The sequence below is a fragment of the Streptomyces sp. GESEQ-35 genome, from assembly GCF_017948485.1.
Lineage (GTDB): Bacteria > Actinomycetota > Actinomycetes > Streptomycetales > Streptomycetaceae > Streptomyces.
In genome coordinates this window covers 1-19,302 of record NZ_JAFFSX010000039.1, presented here as the reverse complement: position 1 = coordinate 19,302, position 19,302 = coordinate 1, and the positions used below count along the sequence as shown (strand labels likewise).

Below are 19,302 nucleotides of genomic sequence, written 5' to 3'. Positions count from 1 at the left end.
CGCTTGTTACATCCTGGCGGGTACACCCGTGAGCGCGGTGACGACGGGATCCAGCGCCTGATTTATTTCGTCCCCGATCGACCGGAAGAACGTCAGCGGGGCCCCGTACGGGTCGTAGACCTCGTCCGCCTCGGCCGTGGGGGCCAGGAGCCACCCGCGTAGAGCTGCCGCGGCCCGTACCAACGCCCGTGCCCGGGCGACCATCCCGTCCTCCAGGGGAGGCAGTGTCGCCGGGTCGATCGCCTTCACCAGGCGGGTGAACTCCTTGAGGGTGAAGGTCCGCAGGCCGGCGGAGTGGCCCATGGAGATGACCTGGGCCCGGTGGTCCCGGGTGGCCGTCAGCACCAGGTCGGCGCGGATGACGTGGTCGTCCAGCAGTTCTCGGCCGACGAAGCCGGAGGGGTCCGCCCCGAAGTCGGCCAGGACCGCTTCCGCGTTGGCCTCCATGGGCGCGCCCTCATGGCCCCAGGTGCCCGCGCTCTCCACGATCAGCCCGCCCCACAGGGGATCGCCGAGCCGGTCCGCCAGGGCATGACGGGTCAGCCGCTCGGTGATCGGCGAGCGGCACACGTTGCCGGTGCTGACGTGGAGGATGCGGAAGCTGTCCAGTGGAAGCCCGAAGGTCCCCGTCTCTTCCCCGTTCCATATGCCACGCCCCGCGTCAGGGGCTGTCAATTGGCCACCTCGAGGTCGGGTACGACCTTTCGCAGCTCCTCCGCCGAGATCGCGCCCGCACGCAGCAGCAGCGGCACCTCGCGGGTGACGTCGACGATGGAGGAGGGCACGTTGCCGGGGGTGGGCCCGCCGTCGAGGTAGACGGACACCGAGTCGCCCAGCATGCCCTGCGCGGCGTCACAGTCCTCCGGCGCCGGGTGGCCGGTGAGGTTCGCCGACGACACGGCCATGGGGCCGACCTCGGTGAGCAGTTCGATGGCGACCGGGTGCAGCGGCATGCGTACGGCGACCGTGCCCCGGGTGTCCCCCAGGTCCCACTGGAGCGACGGCTGGTGCTTGGCGACCAGCGTCAGCGCGCCCGGCCAGAAGGCGTCGACCAGCTCCCAGGCCATCTCGGAGAAGTCCGTGACAAGGCCGTGCAGGGTGTTCGGGGAGCCGATGAGGACAGGGGTGGGCATGTTGCGGCCCCGCCCCTTGGCTTCGAGCAGGTCGATGACGGCTTCCGAGGTGAACGCGTCGGCGCCGATGCCGTACACCGTGTCGGTGGGGAGGACCACTAGTTCGCCACGGCGGACGGCGGACGCGGCTTCGCGCAGACCGGTCGTACGGTCCGTCGCGTCGTTGGTGTCGTATCGCCGTGCCATATCTAGCGGGCCTCCTCGTACACGTACTTCACGTGCTTCGGGACAACAGTCTGGGGTGCGGTCACGGCATCGCCTTGCGGGCCGTCGCGAACCGGGGGCGGTTGTTGAGGTCGGGGTGGTCGGCCGCGTCGGCCCAGCCCCGCTCCTCGGTGAAGATCCACGGCACCTGGCCGCCCTGGGTGTCCGCGTGCTCGATGACGACGACGCCACCGGGACGCAGCAGACGGTGGGCCGTGCGCTCGATGCCCCGGATCAGGTCCAGGCCGTCCTCCCCTGAGAACAGGGCGAGTTCGGGATCGTAGTCCCGCGCCTCGGGAGCGACGTACTCCCATTCGGTGAGCGGGATGTAGGGCGGGTTGGAGATGACCAGGTCGACCTGGCCGTCGAGGTCCGTGAAGGCGGTCAGGGCGTCGCCCTGGCGCAGGTCGACCCTGGACCCGTGCATGTTCTTGCGGGTCCACCGGAGCGCGTCCTCGGACAGCTCCACGGCGTGCACACGGGAGCGCGGGACCTCCTGGGCGAGGGCGAGCGCGATGGCGCCGGAGCCGGTGCACAGGTCGACGATGAGGGGCTCCACGACGTCCATGGCGCGCACGGCGTCTATGGCCCAGCCGACCACCGACTCGGTCTCGGGGCGCGGGACGAACACCCCCGGACCGACCTGGAGTTCCAGATACCGGAAGAAGGCGCGGCCGGTGATGTGCTGGAGCGGTTCACGGGCCTCGCGGCGCGCGATGACCTCCCAGTACCGGGCGTCGAAGTCGATGTCCTTCACGGAGTGCAGCTCGCCCCGCTTCACGCCGTGCACGAACGCGGCGAGCTCCTCCGCGTCGTTGCGCGGCGAGGGCACGCCGGCGTCGGCCAGCCGCTGGGTGGCCTGAGCTACCTCAGCGAGCAGCACGCTGCGGGGACTTGAGGGTCGCCCCCCAAATGATGGCTGCACGCATGTCCTCCGGTACTGGTCTTTCTCGTACGTCCCTTACGCGGCCGCGAGCTTGGCGGCCGAGTCCGCGTCGACGCAGGCTTGGATCACCGCGTCGAGGTCGCCGTCCAGGACCTGGTCCAGGTTGTAGGCCTTGAAGCCGACGCGGTGGTCCGAGAGACGATTCTCCGGGAAGTTGTACGTACGGATCTTCTCGGAGCGGTCGACGGTGCGGACCTGGCTGCGGCGGGCGTCGGCGGCATTCTTCTCCGCCTCCTCCTGCGCCGCGGCGAGCAGCCTGGAGCGCAGGATACGCAGTGCCTGCTCCTTGTTCTGAAGCTGGCTCTTCTCGTTCTGGCAGGAGGCGACCACTCCGGTCGGAATGTGCGTGATGCGCACGGCGGAGTCGGTCGTGTTGACGGACTGGCCGCCGGGACCGGAGGAGCGGTAGACGTCGATGCGGAGGTCGTTCGGATTGATCTCGACGTCGACCTCCTCGGCCTCGGGCGTCACGAGGACACCGGCGGCCGACGTGTGGATACGCCCCTGGGACTCGGTCGCCGGCACACGCTGCACGCGGTGCACACCGCCCTCGTACTTCAGCCGCGCCCAGACTCCCTGGCCGGGCTCGGTGGCGCCCTGGCCGCCCTTGGTCTTCACGGCGACCTGGACGTCCTTGTAGCCGCCCAGCTCGGACTCGGTGGCGTCGATGATCTCGGTCTTCCAGCCGACCCGCTCGGCGTACCGCAGGTACATGCGCAGCAGGTCGCCGGCGAACAGCGCCGACTCGTCGCCGCCCGCGCCCGCCTTGACCTCAAGGATCACGTCCTTGTCGTCGTTGGGGTCGCGCGGCACGAGCAGCAGCCGCAGCTTCTCCGTGATCTCCTCGCGCTGCTTCTCCAGCTCCTTGACCTCGGCCGCGAACTCCGGGTCGTCGGCGCCGAGTTCACGCGCGGTCTCGATGTCGTCGCCGGTCTGCTTCCAGGAGCGGTACGTGGCGACGATCGGGGTGAGCTCGGCGTAGCGCTTGTTCAGCTTGCGCGCGTTGGCCTGGTCGGCGTGGACCGACGGGTCGGCGAGCTTCGTCTCCAGGTCGGCGTGCTCCACGACCAGTTCCTCGACGGCCTCGAACATCTTGGGGCTCCTGAATTGCGTACGAAGGGAAGGGCGGGCGACCAAAAACGCCGGTCCCGGCGCGCCGAAAGAAGGGCGCGGCCGTGGACCGGCGAAATGGGGCTCGCTACTTCTTGGAGCCGGCAGCCTTGCCGAAGCGGGCCTCGAAGCGGGCCACACGGCCACCGGTGTCGAGGATCTTCTGCTTGCCCGTGTAGAACGGGTGGCACTCGGAGCAGACCTCGGCACGGACGGTGCCGCTGGAGATCGTGCTGCGGGTGGTGAACGACGCGCCACAGGTGCAGCTGACCTGCGTCTCGACGTACTCGGGGTGGATGTCGCGCTTCAAGGGGGTCTCCTAGTTTCGGGAGGGCGCCGGGTCGCTGCCGCCTATTGCTGCCGCGTGAACCGGGGCCGACGTACCAGTCTGCCAGGGACTGGGGCCATCCCCCAAAACGGGGGGTTGCTGTCGTCTATTCCCTGCGGGCCGGTGGGGGCTGATCGCGCAGTTCCCCGCGCCCCTATGGGGCGCTTACGACACCGTTGGCCTGGCCTGTGGCCGTGCCTGTCGTCGCCGACTTCGGGATCGGGTTGTCGTTCTTCAGGGCCGTCCACACCTGCTGGGCCTTGGTGTCGTCGACCAGGACTCGGTTGGCGTCGGCCTGGTCGTACTGGACCGGCATCGTGACCATGTTCATGTGCTTCGGGCCGATGCCCTTGAGGCCGTTCGCGAAGGACATGAGGGAGTTCACCGAGCCCAGGTCGGAGTCGGTGGTGACGGCCTTGGTGGCGGTGTCGGCGAGGTCGTACAGCTTCTTCGGGTTGGTGAAGACGCCGACGTCCTTGATCTGCTCGACGAGCGCCTTGATGAAGGCCTGCTGGAGCTGGATACGGCCGAGGTCGGAGCCGTCGCCGACGCCGTGCCGGGTGCGGACCAGGCCGAGTGCCTGCTCGCCGGTGAGCTTGTGGGTGCCGGCCGTCAGGTCCAGGTGACTGTCGGGGTCGTTGATGGCCTGGCTGGTGGTGACCTTGACGCCGCCGAGCTCGTCGATGAGCTTCTGGAAGCCGCTGAAGTCGACCTCGAGGTAGTGGTCCATGCGGAGGTCGGTGATCGACTCGACGGTCTTCACCGCGCAGGTCGCCCCGCCGGTGGTGTACGCCGAGTTGAACATGACGTCGGTCGCGGCGTCGTGGGTGTCGCCGTCGGTGTCGGTGCACTCGGGGCGGTCGATGAGGGTGTCACGCGGGATGGACACCACGCTGGCCTTCTTGTGGCCCTTGTACACGTGCACGATCATCGCGGTGTCGGAGCGGGCGCTGCCGTCGTCGGCGCCGCCGCCGAGCTTCTGGTTGCTGCCGGAGCGGGTGTCGGAGCCCAGGACGAGGATGTTCTCGGAGCCGTTGTCGGCCTTGGTGGGCCGGTCGGTGCCGAGGGCCTGGTCGATGTCGACGCTCTTGAGGTTGCCGTTGAGCTTGAAGTACACGTATCCGGCGCCCGTTCCGCCCAGCACCAGGATGCCGCCGGCCACCCAGGCCGTGACGAGCAGTCCCTTGCGGCGGTTGCCACGGGGCTTGCGGCGGCGGCCCTTGGCGCGGTGGCGCGGGCCCGTGCTGCCGGTCTCACCCGGTATACCGGGCTCCGGTGTGCTCTCGGCGGACATGTGCTCCTCGGTTCTGGACGGGTCGGTTACCCCGCACGTTCAGGGTCAGGCCCGGTCGAAGCGACATGTATCGCTCCATCTTCGCTCCGACCGGTCAGACGGGGAAACCCGGGAAAGGGTTGCACAACGCACTGTGCCCACCGCGTGGGACGGTGGGCACAGTGTGTGACCGGCAGGGCTGGACACGCCCCGTTCACCTGCTGTTTCAGCCGAAGACGTCGTACTGCTTGAAGTCCGTCCCGACCGAGACCGGTGTGGCAAAGATCTCCGTCGTCGCCTTTCCGGTGCCCTTGTAGAGGTAGAGCTTGCCGCCCGGGGTGCGGGCCAGGAAGTCGGCCTTGCCGTCGCCGTTGACGTCACCGACCGCGTCGAAGGCGTTGTAGCCGCTCCAGGTGCGGACCTTGACCCGGCCGGCGAAGGCGCCCGTGCCGGACTTGCCGGTCCCCTTGTACAGGTACACGTAGCTGTTGCTCGTGCCGCGCGCGATCAGGTCCGTCTTGCCGTCGCCGGTGAAGTCGCCCTGTCCGCGCAGGAAGTTGTACTGGTTCCAGCCGGAGCCGACCTTCACCCGGGCGGCGAAGGTGCCGTTGCCCTTGCCCGGGTAGATCCACAGCACGCCGGCCGAGTCCACCGAGAGCAGGTCGGGCAGGTAGTCGCCGGTGACATCACCGGGGACGACGATGCGGGTGCGGGTCTTCCAGTTGTCGGCGATCTGCTTGGTCGCCCAGGAGCCGCTGGCCTGCACATAGTGCGTCCAGTACACGTCGCCGGTGCTCGCGACGCGGTACACGAGGTCCTCGTAGCCGTCCCGGTTCAGGTCGGTCTGGAGGACGACATTGACGCCGGTCCAGTCGCCCCAGGACTCGCGGGCGCCGAACGCGGAGCCGGTGGAGTCCTTCTCGTAGCCGGTCCTGGTGGACGAGTTGCGCACCCACAGGTCGGCCTTGTGGTCGCCGCTGAGGTTGGTGTCGTCAACGCGCGGGTAGGCGGCGCCGACGTAGCTGCTGACCTTCGAGAAGACGCTGTACGCACCCTCGGCCACGCAGTCCTTCACACCCCAGGAGACGACGCCGACGATGCGGTTGTTCACCACCAGCGGGCCACCGGAGTCTCCGTTGCAGGCGGAGGTGGTGCCGGTGTCGCTGCCGGTGGCGGGGTTCCCCGCGCAGACCATGTGGCCCTTGACGAAGTCGGAGCCGTAGTAGCCGGCGCAGGTGCTGTCGGACTTGATGGGCAGCGTGGCCGTCTTCAGCGTCTCGCTGATGTCCTGGCTGGTGGAGCTGGTACGGCCCCAGCCGTAGACCTTGGCGCTGGTGCCGGAGGCGTACGAGGCCGTGTCACCGGAGGTCGTCATGCGGATCGGCGTGGCCTTGACCGCGACCGGCAGCGTGATGACGGCGATGTCGTTGTCGATCGTCGTCGCGTTGTACGACGGGTGGTTCCACTGCCGCCAGGCGCCGCTGACGGTGCCGCCGTGCAGATCGGTGTTGCCGGCGCTGTCGGTGGTGGGCAGCTGGGCGGTGCCGGTGACGACGGCGCCGTACGCCTTCCAGTTGTAGTTCTTGACACAGTGCGCAGCCGTGAGGATCTTCGTCGGCGCGACGACGGCCCCGCCACAGAAGAAGCCGAGGTCGTCGGCCTCACTCGCGGTGCCCTTGTCGTCGTAGTACCAGAGCTGCGCCATCCAGGGCGCCGAGGTGATGCCGGTCGTCGTGCCGCCGATGACCTTCGCGTCGACGGAGGAGCTGGCGCTCAGGGACGACTTGTTGGTCGTCTGCCCCGCGATGTCGTCCCCGGCGACAGCGCCCGCGACCCGCTTCTCCAGCTCGACGAGCGAGGTCGAGCTCACGGCAGGCTTGACCGTCGGCTGCGGAAGCGCCGTGGCGGCATCGGCGGAGCTCGTCAGCAACGCGGCGGCAATGGCTGCGGCCACACCGGCCGCGGTGAACGGAAGGGCGATCCGCATCCGGCGTCTGTGCCGACCGGCCCCAGGCATGGGTGTACCCACTGAAGTCCCCCCTCGGGATCAGAAGTTCGGACCGCGATTCGAAAGGCAGTCCGAGCCGCGTGATCGTACACCGGGCACAAGCACAAAAAGGGCCGCCCCCCACAAACGGGGGGCGGCCCAAACGCCCTAAGGGGCGCGGGGAACTGCGCGACAAGCCACGGACTACCGGCAGCCGACCACGAACCGCAAGCTCAACGGCGCTTAGTCACCATTACCCGGCGTCGGCGTCGTCTTCTGGATCTGCATCAGGAACTCGGCATTCGACTTCGTCTGCTTCATCTTGTCGAGCAGCAGCTCAACCGCCTGCTGCTGATCAAGCGCGTGCAGCACCCGCCGCAGCTTCCACACGATGCCCAGCTCGTCGGGCGCGAGCAGGATCTCTTCCTTACGGGTACCGGACGCGTCGACGTCCACCGCCGGGAAGATGCGCTTGTCGGCGAGCTTCCGGTCGAGCTTCAGCTCGGCGTTGCCGGTGCCCTTGAACTCCTCGAAGATCACCTCGTCCATGCGGGACCCGGTGTCGACGAGAGCGGTGGCCAGGATGGTGAGCGAGCCACCGTCCTCGATGTTCCGCGCCGCACCGAAGAAGCGCTTCGGCGGGTAGAGCGCCGTGGAGTCGACACCACCGGACAGAATGCGACCGGAGGCGGGCGCGGCCAGGTTGTACGCACGGCCCAGACGCGTGATCGAGTCGAGCAGCACGACCACGTCGTGGCCCAGCTCCACCAGACGCTTGGCGCGCTCGATGGCGAGCTCGGCGACCGTGGTGTGGTCCTCGGCCGGGCGGTCGAAGGTCGAGGAGATGACCTCGCCCTTGACCGACCGCTGCATGTCGGTGACTTCTTCCGGACGCTCGTCGACCAGGACGACCATCAGGTGGCACTCGGGGTTGTTGACGGTGATCGCGTTGGCGATCGCCTGAAGGATCATGGTCTTGCCGGTCTTCGGCGGGGCCACGATCAGACCGCGCTGGCCCTTACCGATCGGCGCGACGAGGTCGATGATGCGGGTGGTGAGGATGCCCGGGTCCGTCTCCAGACGGAGGCGGTCCTGCGGGTACAGCGGCGTCAGCTTGTTGAACTCCGGGCGCCCGCGCCCGGATTCGGCCGCCATGCCGTTCGCCGAGTCGAGGCGGACCAGCGCGTTGAACTTCTCGCGGCGCTCGCCGTCCTTGGGCTGACGCACGGCACCGGTGATGTGGTCGCCCTTGCGCAGGCCGTTCTTGCGGACCTGGGCGAGGGAGACGTACACGTCGTTCGGGCCCGGCAGATAGCCCGACGTACGGATGAAGGCGTAGTTGTCGAGGATGTCCAGGATGCCGGCGACCGGGATCAGGACGTCGTCGTCGTTGATCTGCGGCTCGCTGCTGCCGCCCATCTCGTCGCGCCCGCGACGGCCACGGCGGTCCCGGTAGCGGCCGCGACGGCCACGGCGGCCGCCCTCGAAGTCGTCGTCGTCCTGCGGGCCGTTGTCCCGCTGGTCTCGCTGGTCCCGCTGCTGGCGGTCCTGACGGCCGCCGCTCTGCTGCTGGCCCTGCTGCCGCTGGCCGCCCTGGCCCTGCTGGTCGTCGCCCTTGCCGCGGCGGTCGCGGTCACGGCCGCGGTCCCGGCGATCGCGGCGGCGGCCCTCGCCACCGTCGGCGTCGGACTTGGCATCGCCCTGCGCCTGCGGGGCGGGCGTCTCGGCCTTCGGCTCGCTCTTCGCCTCGGCGGTGACCGTCTCGGGGCTGCCCGCCTCGGCGGTGGCGCGGCGACGACGGCGCTCAGGGGCGTCGTCGCCCCCACGCTCGCCATCGCTCGCTCGCGAGGGGCCGCCGGCCGGCTGGCCGGGGATCTCGATCTGCTGCTGGGCCACGGCCTGCTCGGCCGGAGCCACGGCCTTCTTCTCGGCCTTCTCGGCGGGAGCGGACTCCTCGCCGGTACGCGCCTTCGAGGTGGCGCGGCGCTTGGGCTTGGTCTCGGTGGCTGCCTCGGCGGACTTGGCCGGGGCACCCCCACCTGCCTGCGCCTCCTTGATGACCTCGATCAGCTGGCTCTTGCGCATACGCGCGGTGCCCTTGATGCCGAGGCCGGATGCGACCTGCTGAAGCTCGGCCAGCACCATGCCCTCGAGGCCGGTACCGCGGCGCCGCCGGGAGCCTGCACCGGTGGCAGGCGCGGAGGCGTCCGTGGCGGGCGCGGCAGCGGTCTCCTCGACACGTGCGCCCATCAGATCGGTGGTGTCGCTCACGAAGGGTCCTTCCCTGGAGCGGACGTCGGCCTGTCTGGCTCGGCGACCGGTTGTGCTGTCCGGCTTCGGTCCTTGCTGTGTGGACCGTGCCGGGGCGGTGGTCCGCCAAAGAGGCGGAGGAAATGGGTGATGGCGCTTCCCGGAGCCGTGGCACTGAGTGTCGGTGTCACGAAGCTTGGTCGCACCGATTCCGAAGCGTGCCCGGCCAGCCGCTCAATGTCGGCGTACGGCGTACTGCCCGCGTACGACGTACGAAACACAGTGCGGCTTGGGAGGCTCCCGGAAGAATGTCTGTCCCGGACGGGGACACAAAGCACCTCGCCATGGTGGGGTCGGGTGCAGACTTGAGGTTAACACTACCGGATCCAACAAACATTCCCCCTCTCGAAATCCGGCAACCGTGTGTCAGGGCGCAAGCGGCAGCACGCTCGCTCCCTGGGCGTCGAGCTCAAGCCGGTTCGCGGCCCAGCCCTCGCCTGCCAGATCGGCGATCTTGTCGGCGCTGTCGTCATCGGCCAGCGCCAGTACGGTGGGGCCCGCTCCGGAGATCACCGCAGGGATCCCGTCGGCCCGCAGCCGCTCCACCAGCGCCGCGCTCTCCGGCATGGCCGGTGCGCGGTACTCCTGGTGAAGGCGGTCCTCGGTGGCGGGCAGCAGCAGCTCGGGGCGCCTGGTGAGGGCCTCGACGAGCAGGGCCGCCCGGCCCGCGTTGGTGGCGGCGTCGACGTGCGGCACGGAGCGCGGGAGCAGGCCGCGCGCGGTCTCGGTGAGGACCGGCCTACCGGGCACGAAAACCACCGGAACGATGGAATCGGCAGGGTCCATCCTGATCGCCCGCGCGGCCCCCGCCTCCATCCAGGAGAGCGTGAAACCGCCGAGCAGACAGGCGGCCACGTTGTCGGGATGGCCCTCGATCTCCGTGGCGAGTTCCAGGAGGGCCGGGTCGTCGAGCTTGGAGTCCCCGCCTATGGTCACGGCGCGTGCGGCAACGATGCCGGCGCAGATGGCGGCCGACGAGGAGCCGAGGCCGCGGCCGTGCGGAATGCGGTTGGCACAGACGATCTCGAGGCCCCGCGGCTGCCCGCCGAGCAGATCGAAGGCGGTGCGCAGGGACCGTACGAGAAGGTGGCTTTCGTCACGCGGGAGGGTCTCGCTGCCCTCACCCGCGATGTCGATGTGCAGCCCGGAGTCGGCCACCCGGACGACGACGTCGTCATAGAGCCCCAGCGACAGGCCGAAGGCGTCGAAGCCCGGGCCGAGGTTGGCGCTGGTGGCGGGAACGCGCACCCTGACGGCGGCGGCGCGGAAGGCTGGACCGGCCATCGATCGATGACTCTCCTTGAGCTGCGTGATTGTCGAAGACATTCGATGACGTACGAGGAACCCCGCGGGCTGCTCCCGGCCTGGTGGCCGAAGGCTTCCGACGCCGCGCTGTCGGGCCACGGAGACGGCGCGGCACCGTGCCGGTGGCAGGCATATGCGGCGGGCGGGTTCGGTACAGCCTATCGAAGGAAGGTTCCGTGGCGACATAGGGCGCACAGGAGGCGCACGATGCGTGTCGTAAGCCCCTTGTGCACCCCCTGTCCGGTTACTCCGTCGGGCCGCTGATCAGGCGAGACCGAGGCGCTGGGCCGCGGTCGCCGCGTCGACCGGGACGGTGACCGGCTGCGGGGCGCCGGCGACGGCCCAGTCCGGGTCCTTGAGGCCGTTGCCGGTGACCGTGCAGACGATCCGCTGGCCCGGGTCGACCTTGCCCTGCTCGGCGGCCTTCAGCAGACCGGCCACCGACGCGGCGGACGCGGGCTCGACGAAAACGCCCTCCTGAGCGGCCAACAGCCGGTAGGCGCGCAGGATTTCACGGTCCGTCACCTCGTCGATGAAGCCGCCCGACTCGTCCCGCGCGGCCAGGGCGAACTGCCAGGACGCGGGGTTGCCGATGCGGATCGCGGTGGCGATGGTCGACGGGTCCTTGACCACCTCGCCGCGCACGATGGGCGCGGAACCTGAAGCCTGGAAACCCCACATGCGCGGGGTCTGCTTCGACACACCGTCGGCCGCGTACTCCTTGTAGCCCTTCCAGTACGCGGTGATGTTGCCCGCGTTGCCCACCGGCAGGACGTGGATGTCAGGGGCGTCGCCCAGCATGTCCACGATCTCGAACGAGGCCGTCTTCTGGCCCTCGATCCGCACCGGGTTCACCGAATTGACCAGCGCCACCGGGTAGTTCTCGCTCAGCGCCCGAGCGAGCGTCAAGCAGTCGTCGAAGTTGCCGTCGACCTGGAGGATCTTCGCGCCGTGCACCAGGGCCTGGCCCATCTTGCCGAGCGCGATCTTGCCCTGCGGGACGAGGACGGCACAGACCATCCCGGCGCGCACGGCGTAGGCGGCGGCGGAGGCGGACGTGTTGCCGGTGGAGGCGCAGATGACGGCCTGCGCGCCCTCCTCCTTGGCCCGCGTGATGGCCATGGTCATACCGCGGTCCTTGAAGGACCCGGTGGGGTTCGCGCCCTCCACCTTCAGGTGGACCTCGCAGCCCGTGCGCTCGGAGAGCACCTGCGCGGGCACGAGGGGCGTGCCGCCCTCGCGGAGCGTCACGACCGGCGTGGTGTCGGACACCGGGAGACGGTCCCGGTACTCCTCGATGATTCCGCGCCACTGGTGGGTCATTGCTGGTTACTCTCCTTCAACCCGCATGATGCTGGCGACACCCCGCACGGTGTCGAGCTTGCGCAACGCCTCGACCGTCCCGCCGAGGGCGGCGTCGGACGCACGATGGGTGACGACGACGAGAGAGGCCTCGCCGTCTCCTTCTTGCCGCCCCTGCTGCCGCACCGTATCGATCGACACCCCGTGCTCGGCGAACACGGTGGCCACCTGGGCGAGAACACCCGGTTTGTCGGCGACGTCAAGGCTGATGTGGTAGCGCGTGACGACGTCGCCCATGGGCGACACGGGCAGTGCCGCGTACGCCGACTCGCCGGGCCCGGTGGCGCCGTTGAGCCGGTTGCGGCAGACGGCGACGAGGTCGCCGAGAACGGCGGAAGCGGTCGGGGAGCCGCCGGCGCCGGGGCCGTAGAACATGAGCTGCCCGGCGGCGTCCGACTCGACGAACACGGCGTTGTACGCGCCGCGCACGGAGGCGAGCGGGTGGGTCAGCGGAATCATCGCGGGGTGCACGCGCGCGGTGACGGAGCCGCCGTCCGCGGCCCGCTCACAGATGGCGAGCAGCTTGATGGTGCAGCCGATCCGCTTGGCGGCGGCGAAGTCGGCGGCGGTGACCTCGGTCATGCCCTCGCGGTGGACGTCGTCGAGGCGCACGCGCGTGTGGAAGGCGATTCCGGCGAGGATGGCGGCCTTGGCGGCGGCGTCGAAGCCCTCGACGTCGGCGGTTGGGTCGGCCTCGGCGTATCCCAGGGCGGTGGCCTCGTCCAGGGCTTCCTGGTAGCCGGCGCCCGTGGAGTCCATCTTGTCGAGGATGAAGTTGGTCGTGCCGTTGACGATCCCGAGCACGCGGTTGACCTTGTCGCCGGCGAGGGACTCGCGCAGCGGGCGGATCAGCGGGATGGCGCCGGCGACGGCGGCCTCGTAGTAGAGGTCGGCGTCGTGGTCCTCGGCGGCGGCGTGCAGCGCGGCCCCGTCCTGGGCGAGGAGTGCCTTGTTGGCGGAGACGACGGAGGCGCCGTACTCGAAGGCCGTGGTGATGAGCGAACGAGCAGGTTCGATACCGCCGATGACCTCGACGACGACGTCGATGTCCCCGCGCTTCACGAGGGCGGTGGCGTCGGTGGTGACGAGGGCGGGATCGATGCCTTCCCTGACCCGGTCGGGACGGCGGACCGCGACGCCCGCCAGCTCCACCGGGGCGCCGATGCGAGCGGCGAGGTCGGCGGCGTGCGTCGTCATGATGCGCGCCACCTCTGAGCCGACCACTCCACAGCCCAGCAGCGCCACCTTCAGCGGACGCGTACGCATCATCCGACCTCGTTTCCTCATACCGTCTTCGGTTGGACCAGTCTCACTCACCGGACTGGAGTTTCTATCCAGGGTCCGGATCGTGAGACGTCTATTTCATTCTCACAGGGCGGGAGGACAGGAGATCTTCCGCCCGCGCTTCTGCGCTGTCAGCTCTCTGCTGTCAGCTCTCAGCCGACGTCGAGCCGCAGGAGGTCCTCCTCCGTCTCGCGTCGGACGATCACCCGGGCCTCGCCGTCGTGCACGGCGACCACCGGCGGGCGGAGTACGTGGTTGTAGTTGCTGGCCATGGAACGGCAGTACGCGCCCGTGGCCGGGACCGCGATGAGGTCACCCGGTGCCAGGTCGGACGGCAGGAACGCGTCCTTCACGACGATGTCGCCGCTCTCGCAGTGCTTGCCGACGACGCGGGCGAGCATGGGCTCGGCGTCACTCGTGCGGGAGACGAGAGCGACGCTGTACTCGGCGTCGTACAGGGCCGTGCGGATGTTGTCGGACATGCCGCCGTCGACGGAGACGTAGGTCCGCAGGCCGTCCAGGGGCTTGATGGTGCCGACCTCGTAGAGCGTGAAGGCGGTGGGCCCGACGATGGCGCGCCCGGGCTCGACGGAGATGCGGGGCGTACGCAGCTTGGCTCCCTCGCACTCTCGGGTGACGATCTCGGTCAGGGCCTTGGCGATCTCGTGCGGCTCACGGGGATCGTCGTCACTCGTGTACGCGATGCCGAGGCCGCCGCCGAGATCGATCTCGGGCAGCTCGACGCCGTGCTCGTCACGGATGTCCTTGAGGAGTCCCACGACCCGGTGCGCGGCGACCTCGAAGCCGGACATGTCGAAGATCTGCGACCCGATGTGCGAGTGGATCCCGATGAGTTCGAGCCCATCGAGCTGGAGGGCACGCCGTACGGCCTCGGCGGCCTGACCGCCGGCGAGCGGAATGCCGAACTTCTGGTCCTCGTGGGCGGTGGCGATGAACTCGTGCGTGTGTGCTTCGACTCCGACGGTGATACGGATCTGCACGCGCTGCCGCTTGCCGAGTTCCCGCGCGATGTGGGCGACGCGGACGATCTCCTGGAAGGAGTCGAGGACGATTCGGCCGACGCCGGCTTCCACGGATCGGCGGATCTCATCGGTGGACTTGTTGTTGCCGTGGAAGGCGATGCGGTCGGCGGGCATGCCGGCGGAGAGGGCGGTGGCGAGCTCGCCGCCGGAGCAGACGTCGAGGTTGAGCCCCTCCTCGTGCAGCCAGCGCACGATCGCCCGGGACAGGAACGCCTTACCGGCGTAGAAGACGTCGGCGTCCTGGCCGAAGGCGGTGCGCCAGGCTCGGGCCCGGGCCCGGAAGTCGTCCTCGTCGAGGATGTAGGCGGGGGTGCCGTGTTGCTCGGCGAGGGTCTTCACGTCGATACCGCCGACGGTGACCACGCCGTCGGCATCGCGGCCGACGGTCTGCGCCCACACCTTGGAGTCGAGGGCGTTGAGGTCGGTGGGCGGCGCTGAGTAGTGGCCCTCGGGGAGGACGTCGGCGTGACGGGGCCCGGCGGGGTGTGCGGAACGGCTCATTTCGCGTGTTCTTTCAGAGGTGGTCGGGTGCGTCGATACCGAGCAGGGACAGGCCGCCGGCCAGCACCGCACCGGCCGCTTCGGCGAGCGCGAGCCGGGCACGATGGGCGGCCGAGGGTTTCTCCTCGCCGATCGGCAGCACGGTGGGCACAAAGGCGAGAGCGGCATCGGCGACGGTGACGAGGTGCCGGGCGAGACGGTCGGGGGCGCGGTCGTCGGCGGCCGCGGTGAGGATACGGAGGTGGTCCGCGAGGGTGCCGAGGAGGGGGGCACCGTCGGGGGTCGGCCCGGGTTCGGCGGTGAATCCGAGGTCGGCGGCGTTACGGCTGAGGGCCCGGGTGCGGGCGTGCGCGTAGCGGACGCGGAAGAGGGGATTGCCCTCGCGCTGGACGAGATGCTCGTCGGTGATCCGGGGCCGGTCGTGGGCGGCGGGGTGGAGCAGCGCCCAGCGGGCGGCGTCGCGGCCGAGCGGGAGGGGGTCGGTGCGGGCGGGGACCGGGCGTACGACGAAGGCCGGCGCTTCGGAGATGCCGTGAGCGTCGACCCGTACGCCCAGGACGTCGGTCCACTCCGGCTCGGGGCGGGACTCACAACCGGTGCGGACGAAGGCGCCCCGCGAGCGCAGAATGCGGGCGGTGGCGTCCATGACGACGACGGCACGGACCTCGTGCCGGGCGTACAGATGCAGAAGTGCCCCCGCGCCGGCCCCCTCGGCATCCCGAGGCCCATCCACATGCCCATCCACTTGCCCACACCCATACCGCTTACCGCGCCGCAGGATCTCCTCCACGAGGGTCACGGACGCGGTGCCCCGCAGGCTGATGTTGAGGAATCCGGGCCCGGTGACGACGACATCGGTGACGGCGGCCGTATCGATGAGGTACGGCCGGAGGATCTCGGCGACCCGCAGGGGCGGCTGCCCGGCGGGCCGGGCGAGCTGAAGGGCGATGTTGGTGGCGTAGTCACCACTCCCACCGGGACCGGGCACCGTCACAACGGCCCGCTCCGGCACGGTCACACTCAGCTCCCCCTCATCAACAGCACGACGCACCGCGCGCAGCACGGTACGTGAGAGCTCGACGGGGGTCACGGGACAAGCGTATGGGAGGAGGGGGGTGGGTAGGCGAGTCGGTTTGACGGGGGGCCGGGATGTGGACGGGGGCGGGGGGGGCCGAGGTGGGGGGTGTAGGGACGTGGACGGGCGTACGGACGTAGGAGGTACGCACAGAGGTGGCAGGCACAGCACAGAGGTGGGAGGTACGGCACAGAGGTGGGGGTACGGCTGGTTGCCGGCCGCCTCCGGGATCAGCCGCCGGCCCGCCCGGCCCGCTCGGTCTCCCCCACGCCGAGGACGTGCCCGAAGAGGGGCCCGCCCTCCCCCTGCACTCGCCCGCTCCGTTTCCGCTCGATCAACTGCCGTACGAGCGCCACGAGTTCGGCCGGCTCGAAGGGCTTGGCGAGGAAGGCGTCGACGCCGACGTCAAGGCCACTGTCGATCTCGTACTGTGTACAGGCGCTGACGATGGCGAGCGGCAGATCGCGGGTCCGCGGATCGGCGCGCAGCCTGGCGGCGGTCCGAAGCCCGTCGAGCCGCGGCATGACGACATCCAGGGTGACCACATCGGGCCGCACCTGATGAACGACATCCAGACACTCGGCACCGTCGGCCGCGGTCACGACCTCGAGACCCTCCAGCTCGAGATTGACCCTGATCAACTGCCGGATGACCTTGTTGTCGTCGACAACAAGCACCCGGCCCGACGCGCCTGGCACAACTCGAGAGTAGGTCCGGACCGGCCACCGCGTCCGGGTTTTCCCCACTTCCACCCCCGTCCGGGCGACGTCCACCCCCACGGAAACCGTTCATGAACACCCAGAAGGAGCTGGTAGGGTTCTACCCGTCGCCGCGCAACGCGCCCGACACGCCCCCGTAGCTCAGGGGATAGAGCAACGGCCTCCGGAGCCGTGTGCGCAGGTTCGAATCCTGCCGGGGGCACTCGCCAGTCAGACAGCAGAAATCATGCTCTGACCTGTGCGGATGCCGACTTGAAAGAGCGGGAGTCAGTCTCACTGACTCCCGCTCTTTCTCGTTGCTGCGCACTGATCGTGTGTGAATAGCGTGTGGGCCAAGCCCCAGCACTCCCGCATGATCGACGAAGCGTGGCGATGAACCACCCACGACCGTCGTGCAGTCCATCAGCACCTGGCAGCGTGGTGCAGTTGATGGCGTCTGACGTCTGGGCAGCTCAGAACCTGCACACAGAAGACCTTGTCGCCCCTCCCCCACAGGTCAAAGTCAGGGGCGATACCGATCACGAGCCCTCCAGCCTCCGGCCGCTCGACACGTCGTAGATTTTTGCAATACCCAGTTGAGAGACAACGAAGATCGCCCCTGTTTACATAGGTCATCGCCCTCCTGACATGGTCGTAATTAAACTCGCATCGCTTCCCAGATAGAGGTTTCGACGGCTAAGCTGCCTGGCGTGGCAGTTCTATATTCAGGCCTATGGGCGAGCGGTGCCGCGCTAATCATGACCATCTCCCAAGTTCTCGCTTGGACTCGGCTGACGGGCCCTTCGGAGCGCACCTCGATGCGCGACATGCTGCGGGACACATCTTTGTATGTGCTTGCAACGCTGCCATTTATCACCCTAGCTGGACTCATTGTGGCTCTTCTGGAAAAATGGTCACCCCCAATTCCCCCACTGCATGCAGCCGTAATGGGGATAGGGTTCGACGCTATTCTTTACGTCATTTTCACTTTCGTTGCTCCCGGACTCACTTCCGCAGGGCGCGCAATTAGGCAGCATGAAGAGCACGCAAGGAAGAGTCACACGGATTCCAATTCTCCACGCATTCGGACCGAAGAGCTCGACCTTCAAGAGGAAATAATCGATGAGGCGATGGAGGAGCTCGAAGAAAGTATTGGCGGAGTACCAGAAGTGAGACCGGATCCCCTTTTGATAAATGCGGCCGCTGAAGTTTCTGTCGGGCTTCGCTCTCTGTTTGAGCGTCTGGGCAGTCCACCCGAAATGTCAGGACACGGTCGTCGTGACAATCGCGGTCCCGACGATGGGGGACTTGGGTCGCGGCCAGGGGGGCGGACATGACCGATCTGCGGCCGGATGAATCAGCGGATGCAAGGGCGTTGCAATTTGCCAGGGAGTGGGCGCAACTTCCCCCCGCTCATCTCAGGGCAGCCTTGCGGGCACTGGAGCCTCAGATGGAGAGGGACCACGAGCTTGCGAAAATGGAGCGCAAAAATAGGCACGTGCTGAACATCATGGGGCTCATCTCTGGCTTTATTCTGGCTATCTGTTCGCTAGGTGGAGCGATCTATTTCGGCGTGCGAGGTCAGCTCTGGGGCACTGCAGTACTTACCGGCCCAAGCATCCTCGTGATGATTCGAGTCTTTGTGCTACGCAAGACCGAGAAGTCAGACCTGCGACTTTCTCGTTCCGCGCTTGATTCTCTCGGAAATGCTACCGGCCAGCCTCCCCCTTGATCCACCGACGAAAGACTCTTCCGAAGATCAAGGGGTATGGCCAGAAATCGGTGCGTCCGGTCTTCTGCCTGTAACCCATGGGAGTCCACGCGTTTACACCGCAGATGCCAGTGATGGTGCCCAGTTCGGGTGCGCCACGGCCAAGTATTTCGAGGAGCCGCTGAACTGCACATTGATCGCGTGCACGAGATTCCCTTTGCTGTGGGGAGTGCCGCGCACTTTCCGGATCTTCACATGCTCGGTGACTGCCGCGCCCCTGGCCGAACTAATGAGGATCGACGGTCCACCCCATCGTTCTTTCAATCTTCTTGTTGTTCTCCTCCTCGCTGTCGTCGATGACGCCCGCGTAGCGACGGTGGATGACCTCAGGGGAGTTGCCCGCGCGGCGGGCCACCTCGGCTACCGGGAGCCCGGCGCGGAGCCAGTTCGTGATGCACGTGGCCCGCAGGTGGTACGGCTTGCGAGCCAAGGGCGAGTCCACCTTGTCCGGCGGGAGTGCCAGTGGTCGGGCTTCCTGCCACACCCGCCAGTAGCTGGATGTGCCGAGCAAGTCCCCTCGCTCATTCGAAAAGAGCCGCCCGTCCTTGGCGGTGCCGAATTCCTTCAGATGCGCCCGCAGTATCGCCACGAGCATGGGCGGAATCGGTACCGGCCGATCTGTGCCAGGCTCCCGTGATTTCAGTCCCCGCCTATCGTGACGATCTCCTGCGTCGACCCAACTCTTGCCCGAGATCGGACGCGTCTCGCGAAGAGTCATAGTCCCCCATCCCTTTTCGGGGAGAGGGCAGTCAGCCAGCTTAAGCCCGACCACTTCCGCCGGACGCAGCGCCGCGTACAGGATGCATCCGAAGAATGCGACAAGGCGCCTCCCCCGATTGCGGTGAACTGAGCCGACATACGAGACAGCTATGAGGAGTCGCCTCCCCTGTGTCTCGTTGACCAGGACCCTGCGGTCTACTCTGTCGATTCTCTGAGAGGTAGGCCGCTTCAATCCCGTAAGCGGGTTTTCGT

General features: G+C 68.3%; 16 protein-coding genes and 1 tRNA gene. 2 read left to right on the top strand and 15 right to left on the bottom strand.

Going from position 1 to position 19,302, the window contains the following annotated elements:
* Nucleotides 1–6 precede the first annotated feature (6 nt).
* From KCH87_RS45190 to KCH87_RS45125, 14 genes are all read right to left on the bottom strand, one after another.
* Nucleotides 7–675, bottom strand: a complete 669-nt coding sequence (locus tag KCH87_RS45190) for a protein-tyrosine-phosphatase (RefSeq protein ID WP_210593795.1) — start codon at nt 673–675, stop codon at nt 7–9.
* Nucleotides 672–1,319: an L-threonylcarbamoyladenylate synthase gene (locus tag KCH87_RS45185; protein ID WP_210593794.1), complete on the bottom strand. Its 648-nt coding sequence runs from the start codon at nt 1,317–1,319 to the stop codon at nt 672–674. Before KCH87_RS45185 ends, KCH87_RS45190 begins: the two co-directional genes overlap by 4 nt.
* A gap of 61 nt (nt 1,320–1,380) precedes the next feature.
* Nucleotides 1,381–2,220, bottom strand: coding sequence for a peptide chain release factor N(5)-glutamine methyltransferase (prmC, locus tag KCH87_RS45180; RefSeq protein ID WP_210593793.1), 840 nt, complete (start codon nt 2,218–2,220; stop codon nt 1,381–1,383).
* 78 nt (nt 2,221–2,298) lie between these two features.
* Nucleotides 2,299–3,375, bottom strand: a complete 1,077-nt coding sequence (gene prfA, locus KCH87_RS45175; RefSeq protein WP_210593792.1) for a peptide chain release factor 1 — start codon at nt 3,373–3,375, stop codon at nt 2,299–2,301.
* Nucleotides 3,376–3,481: 106 nt separating this feature from the next.
* Nucleotides 3,482–3,703 (bottom strand): 50S ribosomal protein L31, encoded by a 222-nt coding sequence (gene rpmE, locus KCH87_RS45170; protein WP_016438250.1) that lies wholly within the window; start codon nt 3,701–3,703, stop codon nt 3,482–3,484.
* Nucleotides 3,704–3,875: 172 nt separating this feature from the next.
* On the bottom strand, nt 3,876–5,015 hold the full coding sequence (locus tag KCH87_RS45165; protein ID WP_210593791.1) for an LCP family protein: 1,140 nt from the start codon (nt 5,013–5,015) through the stop codon (nt 3,876–3,878).
* A gap of 205 nt (nt 5,016–5,220) precedes the next feature.
* On the bottom strand, nt 5,221–6,981 hold the full coding sequence (locus KCH87_RS45160) for a trypsin-like serine protease (RefSeq protein ID WP_210593790.1): 1,761 nt from the start codon (nt 6,979–6,981) through the stop codon (nt 5,221–5,223).
* 243 nt (nt 6,982–7,224) lie between these two features.
* The gene (rho, locus tag KCH87_RS45155) at nt 7,225–9,252 is read right to left on the bottom strand and encodes a transcription termination factor Rho (RefSeq protein WP_210593789.1); all 2,028 of its coding nucleotides are present in this window, start codon (nt 9,250–9,252) and stop codon (nt 7,225–7,227) included.
* Between the two features lie 405 nt (nt 9,253–9,657).
* Complete coding sequence (gene thrB / locus KCH87_RS45150; protein ID WP_210593788.1) at nt 9,658–10,575, bottom strand: homoserine kinase; 918 nt, start codon at nt 10,573–10,575, stop codon at nt 9,658–9,660.
* Between the two features lie 285 nt (nt 10,576–10,860).
* Nucleotides 10,861–11,919 (bottom strand): threonine synthase, encoded by a 1,059-nt coding sequence (thrC, locus tag KCH87_RS45145; RefSeq protein WP_210593787.1) that lies wholly within the window; start codon nt 11,917–11,919, stop codon nt 10,861–10,863.
* A gap of 6 nt (nt 11,920–11,925) precedes the next feature.
* Nucleotides 11,926–13,227, bottom strand: a complete 1,302-nt coding sequence (locus KCH87_RS45140) for a homoserine dehydrogenase (RefSeq protein ID WP_210593786.1) — start codon at nt 13,225–13,227, stop codon at nt 11,926–11,928.
* A gap of 167 nt (nt 13,228–13,394) precedes the next feature.
* On the bottom strand, nt 13,395–14,786 hold the full coding sequence (lysA, locus tag KCH87_RS45135) for a diaminopimelate decarboxylase (RefSeq protein ID WP_210593785.1): 1,392 nt from the start codon (nt 14,784–14,786) through the stop codon (nt 13,395–13,397).
* Between the two features lie 13 nt (nt 14,787–14,799).
* Nucleotides 14,800–15,876, bottom strand: a complete 1,077-nt coding sequence (gene nrtL / locus KCH87_RS45130; protein ID WP_210593784.1) for an ArgS-related anticodon-binding protein NrtL — start codon at nt 15,874–15,876, stop codon at nt 14,800–14,802.
* A 215-nt stretch (nt 15,877–16,091) separates the two neighbouring features.
* Nucleotides 16,092–16,559: a response regulator gene (locus KCH87_RS45125; RefSeq protein WP_308299070.1), complete on the bottom strand. Its 468-nt coding sequence runs from the start codon at nt 16,557–16,559 to the stop codon at nt 16,092–16,094.
* Nucleotides 16,560–16,710: 151 nt separating this feature from the next.
* Here KCH87_RS45125 and KCH87_RS45120 point away from each other — a divergent pair.
* Nucleotides 16,711–16,782, top strand: a tRNA-Arg gene (locus tag KCH87_RS45120).
* Between the two features lie 1,110 nt (nt 16,783–17,892).
* Nucleotides 17,893–18,291: a hypothetical protein gene (locus KCH87_RS45115; RefSeq protein WP_210593783.1), complete on the top strand. Its 399-nt coding sequence runs from the start codon at nt 17,893–17,895 to the stop codon at nt 18,289–18,291.
* 265 nt (nt 18,292–18,556) lie between these two features.
* Here the strand turns inward: KCH87_RS45115 and KCH87_RS50610 are convergent, their stop codons facing one another.
* On the bottom strand, nt 18,557–18,925 hold the full coding sequence (locus KCH87_RS50610) for a hypothetical protein (protein ID WP_308299069.1): 369 nt from the start codon (nt 18,923–18,925) through the stop codon (nt 18,557–18,559).
* Nucleotides 18,926–19,302: the final 377 nt, after the last annotated feature.